The sequence below is a fragment of the Pseudomonas sp. S31 genome, assembly GCF_016648105.1.
Lineage (GTDB): Bacteria > Pseudomonadota > Gammaproteobacteria > Pseudomonadales > Pseudomonadaceae > Aquipseudomonas.
This window is the reverse complement of record NZ_JACVVE010000018.1, coordinates 61,375-75,218: the sequence shown is the minus strand read 5'-3', so window position 1 is coordinate 75,218 and position 13,844 is coordinate 61,375. Positions and strand designations below refer to the sequence as shown.

General features: G+C 58.8%; 16 protein-coding genes. 5 read left to right on the top strand and 11 right to left on the bottom strand.

Going from position 1 to position 13,844, the window contains the following annotated elements; all coding sequences use genetic code 11:
- Positions 1 to 46: 46 nt before the first annotated feature.
- From IAE37_RS28825 to IAE37_RS15100, 5 genes are read left to right on the top strand one after another with little or no spacing between them, the layout of a single operon-like run.
- The gene (locus IAE37_RS28825) at positions 47 to 463 is read left to right on the top strand and encodes a hypothetical protein (protein WP_236409971.1); all 417 of its coding nucleotides are present in this window, start codon (positions 47 to 49) and stop codon (positions 461 to 463) included.
- Positions 456 to 1,631, top strand: coding sequence for a trans-sulfuration enzyme family protein (locus tag IAE37_RS15115; RefSeq protein WP_236409970.1), 1,176 nt, complete (start codon positions 456 to 458; stop codon positions 1,629 to 1,631). Before IAE37_RS28825 ends, IAE37_RS15115 begins: the two co-directional genes overlap by 8 nt.
- A gap of 29 nt (positions 1,632 to 1,660) precedes the next feature.
- Complete coding sequence (locus IAE37_RS15110) at positions 1,661 to 2,539, top strand: LPD16 domain-containing protein (protein ID WP_201174838.1); 879 nt, start codon at positions 1,661 to 1,663, stop codon at positions 2,537 to 2,539.
- Between the two features lie 9 nt (positions 2,540 to 2,548).
- Positions 2,549 to 3,721 (top strand): cysteine desulfurase family protein, encoded by a 1,173-nt coding sequence (locus tag IAE37_RS15105; RefSeq protein WP_201174837.1) that lies wholly within the window; start codon positions 2,549 to 2,551, stop codon positions 3,719 to 3,721.
- Complete coding sequence (locus IAE37_RS15100) at positions 3,714 to 4,643, top strand: D-alanine--D-alanine ligase family protein (protein WP_201174835.1); 930 nt, start codon at positions 3,714 to 3,716, stop codon at positions 4,641 to 4,643. Before IAE37_RS15105 ends, IAE37_RS15100 begins: the two co-directional genes overlap by 8 nt.
- Before the next feature lie 136 nt (positions 4,644 to 4,779).
- Here the strand turns inward: IAE37_RS15100 and flhB are convergent, their stop codons facing one another.
- The 11 genes from flhB to IAE37_RS15045 all read right to left on the bottom strand — a co-directional run bounded on the left by flhB (position 4,780) and on the right by IAE37_RS15045 (position 13,839).
- Positions 4,780 to 5,922 (bottom strand): flagellar biosynthesis protein FlhB, encoded by a 1,143-nt coding sequence (gene flhB, locus IAE37_RS15095; RefSeq protein WP_201174833.1) that lies wholly within the window; start codon positions 5,920 to 5,922, stop codon positions 4,780 to 4,782.
- Positions 5,922 to 6,698, bottom strand: coding sequence for a flagellar biosynthetic protein FliR (gene fliR, locus IAE37_RS15090; protein WP_201174831.1), 777 nt, complete (start codon positions 6,696 to 6,698; stop codon positions 5,922 to 5,924). Before fliR ends, flhB begins: the two co-directional genes overlap by 1 nt.
- Before the next feature lie 7 nt (positions 6,699 to 6,705).
- A complete protein-coding gene (gene fliQ / locus IAE37_RS15085) occupies positions 6,706 to 6,975 on the bottom strand; it encodes a flagellar biosynthesis protein FliQ (RefSeq protein ID WP_008093282.1) in 270 nt (89 codons plus the stop codon).
- Positions 6,976 to 6,996: 21 nt separating this feature from the next.
- Positions 6,997 to 7,764 carry a flagellar type III secretion system pore protein FliP gene (gene fliP / locus IAE37_RS15080; protein ID WP_201174829.1) on the bottom strand — a complete coding sequence of 256 codons (768 nt, stop codon included), beginning with the start codon at positions 7,762 to 7,764 and terminating at the stop codon, positions 6,997 to 6,999.
- Positions 7,764 to 8,198 (bottom strand): flagellar biosynthetic protein FliO, encoded by a 435-nt coding sequence (gene fliO / locus IAE37_RS15075; protein WP_201174903.1) that lies wholly within the window; start codon positions 8,196 to 8,198, stop codon positions 7,764 to 7,766. The genes fliP and fliO overlap by 1 nt, the downstream gene beginning before the upstream one ends.
- Before the next feature lie 12 nt (positions 8,199 to 8,210).
- On the bottom strand, positions 8,211 to 8,672 hold the full coding sequence (gene fliN, locus IAE37_RS15070) for a flagellar motor switch protein FliN (RefSeq protein ID WP_201174827.1): 462 nt from the start codon (positions 8,670 to 8,672) through the stop codon (positions 8,211 to 8,213).
- A 47-nt stretch (positions 8,673 to 8,719) separates the two neighbouring features.
- Positions 8,720 to 9,688 (bottom strand): flagellar motor switch protein FliM, encoded by a 969-nt coding sequence (gene fliM, locus IAE37_RS15065; protein WP_133328350.1) that lies wholly within the window; start codon positions 9,686 to 9,688, stop codon positions 8,720 to 8,722.
- 9 nt (positions 9,689 to 9,697) lie between these two features.
- Positions 9,698 to 10,195 carry a flagellar basal body-associated protein FliL gene (gene fliL, locus IAE37_RS15060; protein WP_201174825.1) on the bottom strand — a complete coding sequence of 166 codons (498 nt, stop codon included), beginning with the start codon at positions 10,193 to 10,195 and terminating at the stop codon, positions 9,698 to 9,700.
- Positions 10,196 to 10,378: 183 nt separating this feature from the next.
- On the bottom strand, positions 10,379 to 11,686 hold the full coding sequence (locus IAE37_RS15055; protein ID WP_201174824.1) for a flagellar hook-length control protein FliK: 1,308 nt from the start codon (positions 11,684 to 11,686) through the stop codon (positions 10,379 to 10,381).
- 64 nt (positions 11,687 to 11,750) lie between these two features.
- The gene (locus tag IAE37_RS15050) at positions 11,751 to 12,098 is read right to left on the bottom strand and encodes an Hpt domain-containing protein (protein ID WP_201174822.1); all 348 of its coding nucleotides are present in this window, start codon (positions 12,096 to 12,098) and stop codon (positions 11,751 to 11,753) included.
- 49 nt (positions 12,099 to 12,147) lie between these two features.
- Positions 12,148 to 13,839, bottom strand: coding sequence for an ATP-binding SpoIIE family protein phosphatase (locus tag IAE37_RS15045; RefSeq protein WP_201174821.1), 1,692 nt, complete (start codon positions 13,837 to 13,839; stop codon positions 12,148 to 12,150).
- Between the last annotated feature and the right edge of the window lie 5 nt (positions 13,840 to 13,844).

Genomic DNA, 13,844 nt, shown 5'->3' with positions numbered 1-13,844 from the left:
TGTCTTCATTGGCTTAGAAACACTGGAGCCGGTTGCCATAGGCGGCATGAGTAAAGACCTTGGAAGCAAGAATGAAACATGGGAAAACCGATTCATACAGGCCTTGAGCATTCTAAAAGACAATGGAATTTCATGCGGATGCGCTCTCTTGTTTGGTCTAGGCGAGTCACATGCGAGCCGTAAGAAACTGCTAACAGGATTAGCAATTTTAAAAAGTAAAATCAATCAACCAATCCTCATTAGTGCAAACTGGGCTGTTCGACATCCGCTGAAAAAAAATGACGAAAAGGACAATGAAAACTTTTTACGCTGGGGGACGCCCGAAGGTGAGTTACTGGAGTATTTCCACAACTTTGGAGAAGCTTCATTAGAATACCCTCTGCCCAATGTTTTGCCTCCGATACCAGGCGAAGTCAAGGAAATTCTTGACCTCATGAAGGATTTCGAGGCGATCCATGTCTAACCCCAAAATTAGCGACTTAGCCCAAATAGGAATTTTCCCCGTAGACGGCACCCGCTTGGCAAATACACCAAGCATGGAGTGTACAACCGTCATCGCTGATAAGCTTGACTTATTGCCAAAAGTAAACCGACGCAGCTTACTAAGGGCTAACAACCATCTCTTCGCCGGCCTCTATTACGGGGGCGTGGATACCCCAACAACCCGTCAATTGTCGTCAAAACTGGCAGACATTGAAAACGGTAAGTTTTCAGTACTGACACCATCCGGGCAATCGGCAATCAGCTTGGTGCTTTTGAGCTTCGTTAGGCCAGGCGACCACATACTTGCGATTGATACCGTTATCTACTCGACACGGTGGCTGCTTGATCATTGCCAGCTTATGGGCATTGACGTTGATTACTTCACTCCAGATGAAGCGATCACCTTGCACAGTAAATTAAAGTCTAAAACCAAGCTCATCTTCATAGAGAACCCGGGCTCTATCACATATGAAATCATCGAAATCGAGAGCATTGTTCGTCTATGTTGTGGTCATCCGGCGCTAATCGTTACCGACAATACATGGGCTGCCTCTCTATTTCAGCGCCCACTCGAAATGGGGGCCGACATCAGCCTGATATCAATGAGTAAGTCACACGCCGCCGTGGAGGGTGTTTCATTGGGCGCCCTCATTACTCGTCGAAAAGATCTCTATTCAAAACTAAAAACAACTTCAGCTTTAATTGGCAACCATGTGAGCTCGCACGCATGCGCTGCAGCTTTGCGAGCGCTCTCAACATTGGCCGCCCGCTTAAGCTTTCAAATGAAGACCACGCAAGCAATCATAGAGCACCTGCAAAAAAACCCATTATGCAAAAAGCTGTTACACCCTAGAGTCCAATACACAGACACCACATTACACCGTTTCAAGATAAATGGCTTTAATAGCCTTCTCACCCTGGAGCTTTCATGCCCTCGCGTCGAACTTAAAGAGAGAATAAACCGCCTACAACTTATCAAAATTGGGTACGGATGGGGAGGATCAATAAGCCTCATTAACCTCATCGATACGATCGGACTGCCATCTGCCATGCGCTTTAACCTCAGCACTTCCTGCGTGAGATTATACGTAGGACTTGAAGACCCGCACGACTTGCTACAAGACCTCGAAAAAATGCTTAACAACTAACCCCAAACCCCACCATCGGAGCTAGCGGCATGCACGAGATAACTATAAAAGAGAGTTATGCATTTAGCGAAGAGTCATTACTTGAAATAATTTACCAATTTATTGAACACCAAAACTTTAGCACTCTCCACATCATGGCCGGGCATTTCATGCTTTTCTTTGACCCCCAAGGCAAGCGACTGGAACCGGGAATATTCGAAGACATCCAGAACCCCATGCTTAAGGAAGCAGTCAAAACTCGTGTAGGTATATTCCCTACTTATACATGGAAACTGGCGATCCAATTGGCAGAGAACGCCTCAATAAACAACAAAAAATCAGCCAAACTCATACTCCTAGTTAATGACTGGCAATATGTCCCGGACAACAAACAAGACACCGACTACCGAACTCAATTTTATGAACGATTTACATCGCTACCCGACTCGTACCTGTCATTACTAGCCCCGTCAACCACCCTTTCGACCAACAACATATGCGAGAGTCGGCGAAACTCGATATGTTTCCCTGAGACGTGGCTGAAAAATCGTTTCCAAAATGAGGCTGCGCGCCTAGTCAAACAGGGGAAATTAGCGAAACGCTATTTACCAAATAGACCGGCGATGTCAGAAATCTCATTCACTGACGCGTACGGATCCACTACTCCATTAGTCAGTTGCGGCATGACTGGTTGCGCTGGAGAAATATCAGAAATGATTTCTGAAGCCTATAAATCTGGCGCTAGGCTCTTGATTCTGTTTGCACCTAGCGAATGCCACGCCCCTATTCGAAAGGGTATTGAAATCGCACTGTCACTCTACGACTTTGAACCTATGAGTCTATTGGTAGCGGATCTCGGTGGGTCTGGCGAGCTCACTCAGAACGAGATTTTTAGCAAAGGCGCTCACATCGTCACTTATGAAACCTGAGACAAGACCATGCCACAAGCACCTATTATTTATCTAGACGCCGCATCGACTACACCGTGCTCCGATGAGGTTTTAACAGACATGCATGAGTTCGGTCAGATCGCATTTGGAAACCCATCTTCATCGCATCTCCTTGGCCGACTTGCAAAAAGTGCAATTATTGAAAGCACCTCAACTTTGGCCGCGCTACTGGGGTGTCGACCGAATGAAATTATATTCACCTCCGGAGCCACCGAAAGCAACAACATAGTTGTCCTTGGATCGGTTAAATCCGGCCAAGCCAGTAATATTGTAATTTGCCCTATCGATCATAAGTCCACACTTGCAGCAGCAGAAGAACTGGAGCGTCGGAATATCGAAGTACGTAGAATGCGAGTCAACACCTGCGGACGTGTGGATATCGACCATCTTGCAAGCCTGCTGGATGAGCACACTGCTTTGATTTCCATTTCTTACGTCAATTCAGAAATTGGTACATTTCAGAATTTGAAAGATATAAAAAAAATATTGAAGCAAAGAACACATATATTATTCCATGTCGATGCTGCACAAGCACTTGGAAAAATTCCTTTGAACATAAAATCACTGGGCGTCGATTGCCTTTCACTTTCCGCGCATAAAATAGGTGGTCCCAAAGGCATAGGCGCACTCTATGTGTCTCAACATGCCATTTCACGCTTGAATGCGCTAACATTTGGAGGTGGACAGTCCCCACTTCGTAGCGGGACCTTACCAACGCAACTGATCGCAGGCTTCGGCGCTGCTGCGCGGCTCATACAACGGCAAAATCATCGCGAGTCCTGGAATGCTGCCTGCCAACGCAGATCAACCATTCTAGAAATTTTTAACGCCCATAAAATCTCCTACCTTATCAACACTCCGAAATATAAGTCCGTTCCTCACATCCTTAATATATCGATTCCAGGTATACGAGCCGAAACACTGATTAGTCATCTGGGCAAAGTGTGTATCTCATCTGGTTCCGCTTGCAATGCTCATGACTTAAGGCCGTCACATGTGATTATGGGGATAGGGCACGACTCGGACAGGGCCGCCAGTTCCATTCGACTCTCGTTTACTAGCGATATGGACATTGATCAGATTCGTAATGGGGTCGAAATAATTTGCAGAACCGTGTCCACCTTACGTCAGCTCATACATAGAGGTAATAATCATGATTAATTATATCGCCATTATCACCGGCGGCGATTCATCAGAACGGGATGTTTCGCTTCAGACCGCCGCGGCCGTCTCGAACTCCCTGATGAACTCCAACATTCAGCATGAAGTTTTCACGATCTCTGAATTCAAAGATCTGCACCAACTAGACCTCACTAGGTTCACGCGGGTATTCCTGGCTCTACATGGTGGCTTTGGTGAAAACGGTATGGCTCAGGGCTACCTTGAGGCACTGGGGATACCCTACAACGGCCCCTCACCACAGGCTAGTGCGATATGTATGGACAAGTTACTTACCAAGCATATCGCGCAGGGTTTAGGCATCAGTGTTGCAGACTATATGTACTTCAAGACCCAATGCACCGCTGACTTTGGAACAGTCAGGCGCCGACTGGGCGATACTTTCATCGTCAAACCTAATCGAGAAGGTTGCAGTTTTGGCGTATCTCTCATTCGCAATAGTGATAGCGAATTCGCGGCAGCTGTACATCGGGCAGAAGCTTTCAACACAGGCATCCTTATCGAATCGTTCATTCCTGGCCCCGAGTTATCCGTATGCTATTATTACGGCTGCCTACTGCCTGTCTACATGATCGAATTTGAAAGCGATTTCTTTTCATACAACGCCAAGTTTGTATCCCCCAAAACGACTGCTACGCTTGCCACCCTTGATCATGATTGCTACGACAAACTGAAAGCCGATTGCTTTGCTATTGCAGAAGCGCTACAACTTGATTATTTCAGAGCAGACTTCATTTTAAAAAATTCATCACCCTACCTAATTGAACTCAATACACTTCCAGGACTCACTAGTCACAGTCTTTTTCCAAAAGCATGCTTAGAACATGGCGTTTCGTTTGACGACTTGATTCTTCGGTTGAATAATTTACAACCCAGTGCAACATCAAGCTCAAGCACAGCATGAATTGCCGCTCTCTCAAGAATTTCTCGATATCGAGGGCCCCTTGGCCCTCAAAGCCGCTTGGGCGTGGCTTTGCAAAAAGCCTTCCAACTGTGTACGGCGGGGGATTTATGTTGTCTGTGCCGGCCTCACACAAAATTCAGTCGTCGCGGCGCAGATCCGGCGGAATCGGCAAATCTTCCTTCAGCGGATCCGGCCGCTTGCCCTTCCCAGCCCGGTACTGGCGAATCTGGAACACGTAGGCCAGCACCTGCGCCACCGCCAGATACAGCCCCGCCGGGATCTCGCGTTCGAGCTCGGTGGAGTAGTAGATCGCCCGCGCCAGCGCCGGCGACTCGAGGATCTGGATCTTGTGCTCGACGCCGATCTCGCGGATCTTCAGCGCCAGGAAATCGGTACCCTTGGCCAGCAGCAACGGCGCCGCACCGCCCTTCTCCGGGTCGTACTGCAAGGCCACGGCATAGTGCGTCGGGTTGGTGATGATCACGTCGGCCTGGGGCACGGCGGCCATCATGCGCCGCTGCGACACCTCGCGCTGCAGCTGGCGGATGCGCTGCTTGACCTCGGGCTTGCCCTCCTGCTCCTTGTACTCGTCGCGCACTTCCTGCTTGGTCATCTTCAGCTTCTTGGCCGTCTGCCACAGCTGGAACGGCACATCCACCGCAGCGATCAGCAGCAGCCCTGCCGCCATCCACAGTGCGCTCCAGCCCACCACCTGGACGCTGTGGATGATCGCTTGCTCCAGTGGTTCGTTGGCGATCGACAGCAACGCCTGGCGGTCATTGGCCAGCACCACCAGCGCCACCAGCAGGATCACGAAGAACTTGGCGATGGCCTTGACCAGCTCGGTCAGGGAGTTGATCGAGAACATGCGCTTGACCCCCGACAGCGGGTTCATGCGGCTGAACTTGGGCTGCAGCAGGCTGCCGGAGAACAGGAAACCGCCCAGGGCGATGGGCGCGACGAACGAGATGACGAACAACAGGATCAATACCGGCTGCACCGCCCACACCGCCATCTTGCCCGAGGCCAGCAGGAACGCGCCCATGGCCCGCTCGTCGACGATCACCTCGCGGGTCAGGCTGAAGTTCAGGCGCATCATTTCCAGCAGGGTCTCGGCCAAATGGCCACCGAACGCCAGCAAGCCGCCAGCACCGGCCAGGGTCACCGCCACGGTGTTCAGCTCCTTGGAACGGGCGATCTCACCTTTCTCGCGCGCGTCGCGCTTGCGTTTGTCGGTGGGGTCTTCCGTCTTGTCCTGGCCGCCCTCGCTTTCCGCCATCAGCGCGCCCTCGCCAGTTCACGCAACCATTGCAACGCTTCGCTGGACAAGGCCTGGTAATGCGCCAGCACATCGGCCAGGCCGATCCAGAAGATACCCATGCCCAGCACCAGGGTCAGCGGGAAGCCGATGGAGAAGATGTTCAGTTGCGGCGCGGCGCGGGTCATCACGCCGAAGGCGATGTTCACCACCAGCAACGCGGTGATCGCTGGCAGGATCAACAGCAACCCGGCACCGAACACCCAGCCCAGGCGCCCGGCCATTTCCCAGAAGTGGTTGACCACTAGAGCATCGCCCACCGGCAGCGTGGTGAAGCTTTCGGTGAGGATCTCGAACATCACCAGATGGCCGTTCATCAGCAGGAACAGGATGCTGATCAGCATGGTCATGAACTGGCTGACCACCGCCACGTTGACGCCGTTGGCCGGGTCGACCATCGAGGCGAAGCCCATGCCCATCTGCGTGGAAACGATCTGCCCGGCGATGACGAAGGTCTGGAACAACAACTGCAAGGCCAGGCCGAACAGGGTGCCGACGATGATCTGTTCGGCGCACAGGAGCAGGCCGCGCAGGCTCAGCGGGTCGAATTCCGGCAGCGGCGGCAGCGCCGGCACGATCACCACGGTGATGGCCACGGCCACGTAGAGGCGGATGCGCGTGGGCAGCATCTTGGTGCCGAAGATCGGCATGGTCATCAGCATCGCCGTCACCCGGAACAGGGGCAGCAAAAAGGTGGCGACCCAGGTGCCGATCTGCGCGTCGGTCAGCTCCAGCATGGCCCGGTCAACCGATCAGCTGCGGGATGCTGGTGTACAGGCCGGTGATGTACTCCATGAACTTCTGCACCAGCCAGGGGCCGGCGACGATCAGCGTCACCAGCATCACCAGCAGGCGCGGCAGGAAGCTCAGGGTCTGTTCGTTGATCTGCGTGGCGGCCTGGAACATCGCCACGATCAGCCCCACCAGCAGGCTCGGCACCACCAGGATGGCGACCATCAGGGTGGTCAGCCAGAGCGCGTCACGGAACAGGTCGACAGCTACTTCAGGTGTCATGCGTGGCTCTCCTTGGCGGCGTCAGACGCCGCCGAAACTGCCGGCCAGGGTGCCCATGATCAGCGCCCAGCCATCGACCAGGACGAACAGCATGATCTTGAACGGCAGCGAGATGATCAACGGCGACAGCATCATCATGCCCATGGCCATCAGCACGCTGGCCACCACCAGGTCGATGATCAGGAACGGGATGAAGATCATGAAGCCGATCTGGAACGCGGTCTTGAGCTCCGAGGTGACGAACGAAGGCACCAAGATGGTCAGCGGCACCTGGTCGGGGCCGGCGATGTCGGTGCGCTTGGACAGGCGCATGAACAGGTCCAGGTCGCTCTGCCGGGTCTGCGCCAGCATGAAGTCCTTGAGCGGCCCCTGGGCCGTCTCGATGGCCTGCTGGGCGGTCATCTGCTCGTTCAGGTAGGGCTGCAGGGCGCTCTGGTTCACCTTGTCGAACACCGGCGCCATGATGAACAGCGTGAGGAACAGCGCCATGCCGGTCAGCACCTGGTTCGACGGCGTCTGCTGCAGGCCCAGGGCCTGGCGCAGGATCGAGAACACGATGATGATGCGGGTGAAGCTGGTCATCAGGATGACGAACGCCGGAATGAAGCTCAGCGCCGTCATGATCAGCAGGATCTGCAGGCTGACCGAATACTCCTGCTGTCCGTCCGGGCCATTCGCCAGGGTGATCGCCGGGATCGACAACGGATCGGCGGCCAACGCCAGTGGCGCAGCCAGCAGCAGCGCGAGTGGCAACAAGGTGCTCGACAACATGCGCAAGGCGCGGCTCATCACTTCTTGTCCTTCTGGTCCTTGCCCATCAGTTCCAGCAAACGCTGGGCGAACTCCGGCGCCGCCTGGCGGGCGCTGGCTGGCACTTCCACGGGTTCGGCCATGACATGCAGGGCCTCGATGCTGCCTGGGCTGTGGCCGATGAGGATCTGCTCCTTGCCGACCTGCACCAGCAACAGCCGGTCACGCGGGCCGATGGCACGGCTGCCGACGATCTCGATCACCTGCCCGCCCTTGGGCGCCGCGCCCTGCATGCGGCGCAGCAGCCAGGCGAGGAAGAAGATCAGGCCCACTACCAGCAGCAGGCCAAAGACCATCTGCGCCAGTTGCCCGCCCAGGCTGCCAGGCGCCGCCGGCACCACCGGGGTCGGCGTGGCGGCGGCGATGGCGAGTTCGCTGGCCAGCAGCGCGCCCAGGGCCATCACGGCCCGCATCGTGCCTTTCACTCAGCGCAGCTTCTTGATGCGTTCGCTGGGGCTGATCACGTCGGTCAGGCGGATGCCGAACTTCTCGTTGACCACGACCACTTCGCCATGGGCGATCAGCGTGCCGTTGACCAGCACGTCGAGCGGCTCGCCGGCCAGGCGGTCGAGTTCGATGACCGAGCCCTGGTTGAGCTGCAGCAGGTTGCGGATGTTGATCTCGGTGCTGCCCACTTCCATGGAAATGCTCACCGGGATGTCCAGGATCACGTCCAGGTTGGGGCCTTCGAGGCTGACGTTGTCGCTCGGCTTGGGCGAGCTGGCGAACTCTTCCATCGGCAGGCGGCCGGCGCCACCGCTGGTGTCGTTGCCGAGCAGCGCGTCGATGTCGGCCTGGCCGGCATCGCCGGTTTCTTCCAGGGCTGCAGCCCACTCATCGGCCAGGGCCTGCTCCTCGGGGGAGTTGATCTCGTTTTCGTTAGCCATGATTTCCTCGACAGGCATTCAATTCTTGGGAAGCGAGCGGCACGCCGTCAGCGGCGCTCGATCGGGTCGATGATCTGCAGCGCCAGGTTGCCCTTGTGCGAGCCCAGCCGTGCCTTGAACGACGGCACGCCGTTGGCGCGCAGCACCAGATGTTCGGGCAGCTCCACCGGGATGACGTCACCCGGCTGCATGTGCAGGATGTCGCGCAGCTTCAGCTGGCGACGCGCCACCGTGGCGGTCAGCGGCACGGCCACGTCGAGCACGTCCTCGCGCAGGGCCTTGACCCAGCGTTCGTCCTGGTCGTCGAGGTCGGACTGGAAGCCGGCATCGAGCATTTCCCGCACCGGCTCGATCATCGAGTACGGCATGGTCACGTGCAGGTCACCACCACCGCCATCCAGCTCGATGTGGAAGGTCGACACCACCACCGCCTCGCTCGGGCCGACGATGTTGGCCATGGCCGGGTTGACCTCGGAATTCATGTACTCGAAGTTGACCGGCATGATCGCCTGCCAGGCTTCCTTGAGGTCGACGAAGCACTGGTCCAGGACCATGCGCACCACGCGCAGCTCGGTCGGGGTGAACTCGCGGCCTTCGATCTTGGCGTGACGACCGTCGCCACCGAAGAAGTTGTCCACCAGCTTGAACACCAGCTTGGCGTCGAGAATGAACAGCGAGGTGCCACGCAGCGGCTTGATCTTCACCAGGTTGAGGCTGGTCGGCACGTACAGCGAGTGCACGTACTCGCCGAACTTCATCACCTGCACGCCGCCCACCGCCACGTCGGCGGAGCGCCGCAGGAGGTTGAACATGCTGATGCGGGTGTAGCGGGCGAAACGCTCGTTGATCATCTCCAGGGTCGGCATGCGACCGCGGACGATGCGATCCTGGCTGGTCAGGTCGTAGCTCTTGATGCTGCCCGGCTCGGCAACGCTCTCGGTCTGCACCAGACCATCGTCGACGCCGTGCAGCAGCGCGTCGATCTCATCCTGGGACAGCAGGTCCTGTACGGCCATGACGGGCTCCTACTGCAATACGAAATTGGTGAACAGCAGCTGGTCGACGACCGGCTTGCCGATTTCCTTCTGCGCCACTTCCTGCACCACCGCGGTGGCCTTCTGGCGCAGCATTTCCTGGCCCACCGGGCTGCTGGCGAGGGTGTCGAAGCCCTGCCCGGAGAACATCATCACCAGGTTGTTGCGGATCACCGGCATGTGCACTTTGAGGGCGTCGAGGTCAGCCTGGCTGCGGCCCTGCATGGTGATGCTCACCTGCATGTAGCGCTGGCGACCGTTCTGGTTGAAGTTGACCACGAAGGCCGTCGCCAGGGGCTCGTAGATCGCCGCCGGCTTGACGTTGCTGGCCGCCGCTTCCGGCGCGGGAGCCGATTCGCCCTTGTGCATGATGAACCAGGTCGCGCCTACCGACAGGCCGACCGCCAGCAGCAGGGCCAGTACCATCAGCAGGATCAGCTTGAGTTTGCCTTTAGTGGCGGGGTCTTTCACTGCGTCGCTCTTCGCCATGCCAATAATCCGTCGTCCAGCGGGGTTTCAAAGGAGGATGACGAGGCTTGAGCAAGTGTTATGCCAGATTGGAGGTTTTTGCCTGTACCGGCCCTTTCGCGGGTAAACCCGCTCCTACAGGGTGCAGCGCTATCCCTGTAGGAGCGGGTTCACCCGCGAAGAGGCCGGCACAGGCAACAAAGATCAAGCGTAGAAATCGACCGCACTGTCGCCGATGACCACCTGCTGCTCCATCGGCCGCGACACTTCACCCAGCTCCGGCGAATCGCTATCACCCCCCTGGCCACGCCGCGCCGCGACGCCGGACAGGTTGGATTCCTGCTGCGCCTGTTGCTGCTGCCCACGCGACTGGTCGGCCACGTTGACATCCGGCTGCGCCAGGCCCTGCTGGGCGAACAGCTCGCGCAGACGGTGCACCTGGCTGTCCAGGGCATCGCGCACGCCGGCGTGGCCACTGATGAAGGTCACCTGGGTGGACTGGTCCGCCGCCAGGTTGACGCGAATGTCCAGGCGCCCGAGCTCGGCCGGCTCCAGCTGGATATCCGCCGACTTGAGGTTCTGGCTGGACATGTACATCACCCGGTTGACCAGACCCTCGGCCCAGGGGTTCTGGTTCATCGACAACGGTTGCTGCAGCGGGCTGGCCGTCACTGGCGTGGCATTGGCGGTTTTCGCGGTGGCGGCCTGGGTCAGGCTGGCGAGGCGGTCGGCGAAATCGTCGACGCGGGTATCGCTGCTGGCGCTCTTGGTGTCCTTCAGGCCATCTTCGAGCAAGGCACCGAAGGCCTTGTCGCCGGTGTCGGACTGGCCGGGCTCGGTTTCCGGCTTGATGGCTTGGCTCGCCAAGCTATTGACGGCCGCCTGGTCATTGTCGCCTTGCGCCGCGTCGTTGGCCGCCGCGGCATGTGCGGACGTGGTGCCCTTGGCCTGGGCTGTCTGCTCCAAGGCCAGGCGCAAGGTCGGCAGGTTGGCGAGGGGGTCGGCGTCAGGGTCGAAATCATCGGCCGCTGCAGGCGTCTCGGGCTGCGCCTGGGGCAACACCACCGGCTGTTGAACCGCCGCCTGCAACACCGGCGCCACGGCTTCGGCCTGGGCCTGGATCAACTGCGCGCCGGGCTGGGCATCGGTGACTTGGCCGGCCACCAGGCTGGCGTCGAGCAGGCTGCTGTCAGCGGCATCGGAGTCGTTATCGGCTTGCGCAGTGGCGTCGTCGGTCACTGGCAATTTGTTGCCGTCATCGGCAACCGCCGGTTTATCGGCGACATCCGCCTTGCCGCCCTGAGCAGCATCGGGCTTGTCCTTGGGCTTGGCCTGAGCGCCCTTGTCGACCTGCACCGACGGCTTGTCACGGCCCTGGCTGGCCATCACCTGATCGAAGCCGCCGCCCTGCCCTGCCGCTGTCTGCGCCGATTTGTCGGCCACCGCGCCAGCCCCTCGGGAGGACGCACCGAGGGTGCTGGCTTGCAACAAGGGGTTGGAAGCGACAGGCATTGAAAGATCTCCGCGCCAGAATCAAAAGAGTCGTCTGGGTAAAGACCTGCAAGAGTCGCGCCAATTAGTCGGTGGACACGCCCTCACGCTCGCCACGATAGAAGTGCTGCACTTCCAGGTACTCCTGGTCGATGCGGCTGACCAAGTCTTCGATGCCATACAGCGGCTGCTGCCGCGCCCGCGCCTCCAGCTGCTCGCAGAGCCTGGCCAGGACCACCGCACCCATGTTGCTGCTGCTACCCTTGAAGCTGTGGGCCGCAAGCCCCAGCTCCTCGGCGCTCTTGGCCTCATGCAGCTGGCTCAGGCGCCGCTCGGAATCCTCCAGGAAGGTGTCCACCAACTGCAGGTAGCCGTCTTCCATGACCTCCTTGAGGTCGCTCAGCACCTTCTGATCGATATGCAAATCAGCCACTTGCTCACTCCTTGATCAAGCCGGATCATCCACGAGCCACCGAAGTGACTCACCATTTCAACTCTGCCTTGGCGCAGCGGCCGCCCTCGCACCACTCGGCGTAGCTGGCCAAGCCCTGCACCAGGCTCAGCCCGCGCCCGCTGAGCCGCCGCTCGCGGACCGGCTGCGCGTGCTGCGCGGCCACGTCGAAGCCGGCGCCACTGTCGCGAACCTCTATCAACAGACGCCCACCCTCAGCCTGCGGTTCCACCCGCAGGTCGATCCGCACGAAGCCATCCACCTGCTCCGCCAGGCGCCGGGCGCGTTCTCGGTAATAGTCGGCAAAACCCTGCACGTCGCGCTTGAGGCGCGAATCCAGGCCCAGCACACCATGCTCGAGGGCATTGCTGTACAACTCGCTGAGCACGCTGTGCAAGGTGCCAGTATGCCGGCGCAGGGCATGGATTTCTTGCAACAGTTGCACCAGGTACGGCACCGGGTTGAAACGCCGCAGGCTGTCGCCACGCAACTCGAAGCCCAGCGACCAGTCCAGCGGGCTGGAGCGCCCGCTGTCGGTGTAGAGGGTCGGCACCGGCACCTGCTCGCCCTGGGCGAACATGCGGATATCGCACAGGCTGATGTCGTCACGGGCACGCCCGCCAAAGCGCTGCAGCGCCTGCAGCAGCTCATCGAACAGCTGCGCCGGCTCGCGATTGCCTGCCAGCACCGCGCGCAGGCGCTGCACGCCGAACAGCCGCTCCTGCTCATCGGCGGTGTCGACCACGCCATCGGACAGCAACAGCAGACGCTCGCCGGCGGCCATCGGCAGCACCTCGGTGCTGTCGTCGAAGCGCTCCGCCGGCAGGATGCCCAACGGCAGGTGGCGCGAGCGCAACACACCGAGTACCTCGCCACCCTCCGACAGGCGGTAGCCGTCCGGCATGCCACCGTTCCAGGCCTCCAAGGTACCGCGCTGAGGATTGAGGCTGAGCAGCACCGCGCAGCAGAACATGTCCACCGGCAGGATGCGCTTGAGCTTGGCGTTCATCTCGCGCAGGGTCTGGGCCAGGCCATGACCCTTGGCGGTCATGCCGTAGAACACCTCGGCCAGGGGCATGGCACCGACAGCGGCAGGCAGGCCATGGCCAGTGAAATCGCCCAGCAGCACGTGCATGTTGCCGGAAGGGGTGAACGCGGCCAGCAGCAGGTCGCCGTTGAACAACGCATAGGGCGATTGCAGGTAGCGGATGTTCGGCGAGCCCAGGCAGCCGGAATGGGCGACCTTGTCGAACACGGCCTTGGCCACCCGCTGCTCGTTGAGCAGGTGGTGGTGGTGGCGGGCGATCTCGTCGCGCTGTTCGAGCACGGTGGCCTGCAACCGCCGCAAGCGGTTCATGGCGCCGATCTTGGCGGCCAGGATCACCGCACTGTAGGGCTTGGCCATGAAGTCGTCACCTCCGGCCTCCAGGCAACGCACCAGGGCCTGCTCTTCGTTCAGCGAGGTCAGGAAAATGATCGGCACCAGCGCCTCGCCGGCCAGTGCCTTGATCCGCCGCGCCGCCTCGAAGCCGTCCATCACCGGCATCAGGGCGTCGAGCAGCACCAGCTGCGGGCGCTTTTCGACGAACAGCGCCACGGCCTGCGCGCCGTTTTCCGCGGTGAGCACCTCATGCCCCTGGCGACGGACGATCTGCGCCAGCAACAGGCGGTCGGCGGCGCCATCTTCGGCCACCAGTACGGTCAACGCCTGCTCGGCCGACATCACGG

Coding starts and splice junctions, on each gene's coding strand:
- IAE37_RS28825 (WP_236409971.1), top strand. CDS start 47: ATGAGTAAAGACCTTGGAAGCAAGAATGAAACATGGGAAAACCGATTC.
- IAE37_RS15115 (WP_236409970.1), top strand. CDS start 456: ATGTCTAACCCCAAAATTAGCGACTTAGCCCAAATAGGAATTTTCCCC.
- IAE37_RS15110 (WP_201174838.1), top strand. CDS start 1,661: ATGCACGAGATAACTATAAAAGAGAGTTATGCATTTAGCGAAGAGTCA.
- IAE37_RS15105 (WP_201174837.1), top strand. CDS start 2,549: ATGCCACAAGCACCTATTATTTATCTAGACGCCGCATCGACTACACCG.
- IAE37_RS15100 (WP_201174835.1), top strand. CDS start 3,714: ATGATTAATTATATCGCCATTATCACCGGCGGCGATTCATCAGAACGG.
- flhB (WP_201174833.1), bottom strand. CDS start 5,922: ATGGCGGAAAGCGAGGGCGGCCAGGACAAGACGGAAGACCCCACCGAC.
- fliR (WP_201174831.1), bottom strand. CDS start 6,698: ATGCTGGAGCTGACCGACGCGCAGATCGGCACCTGGGTCGCCACCTTT.
- fliQ (WP_008093282.1), bottom strand. CDS start 6,975: ATGACACCTGAAGTAGCTGTCGACCTGTTCCGTGACGCGCTCTGGCTG.
- fliP (WP_201174829.1), bottom strand. CDS start 7,764: ATGAGCCGCGCCTTGCGCATGTTGTCGAGCACCTTGTTGCCACTCGCG.
- fliO (WP_201174903.1), bottom strand. CDS start 8,198: ATGCGGGCCGTGATGGCCCTGGGCGCGCTGCTGGCCAGCGAACTCGCC.
- fliN (WP_201174827.1), bottom strand. CDS start 8,672: ATGGCTAACGAAAACGAGATCAACTCCCCCGAGGAGCAGGCCCTGGCC.
- fliM (WP_133328350.1), bottom strand. CDS start 9,688: ATGGCCGTACAGGACCTGCTGTCCCAGGATGAGATCGACGCGCTGCTG.
- fliL (WP_201174825.1), bottom strand. CDS start 10,195: ATGGCGAAGAGCGACGCAGTGAAAGACCCCGCCACTAAAGGCAAACTC.
- IAE37_RS15055 (WP_201174824.1), bottom strand. CDS start 11,686: ATGCCTGTCGCTTCCAACCCCTTGTTGCAAGCCAGCACCCTCGGTGCG.
- IAE37_RS15045 (WP_201174821.1), bottom strand. CDS start 13,839: ATGTCGGCCGAGCAGGCGTTGACCGTACTGGTGGCCGAAGATGGCGCC.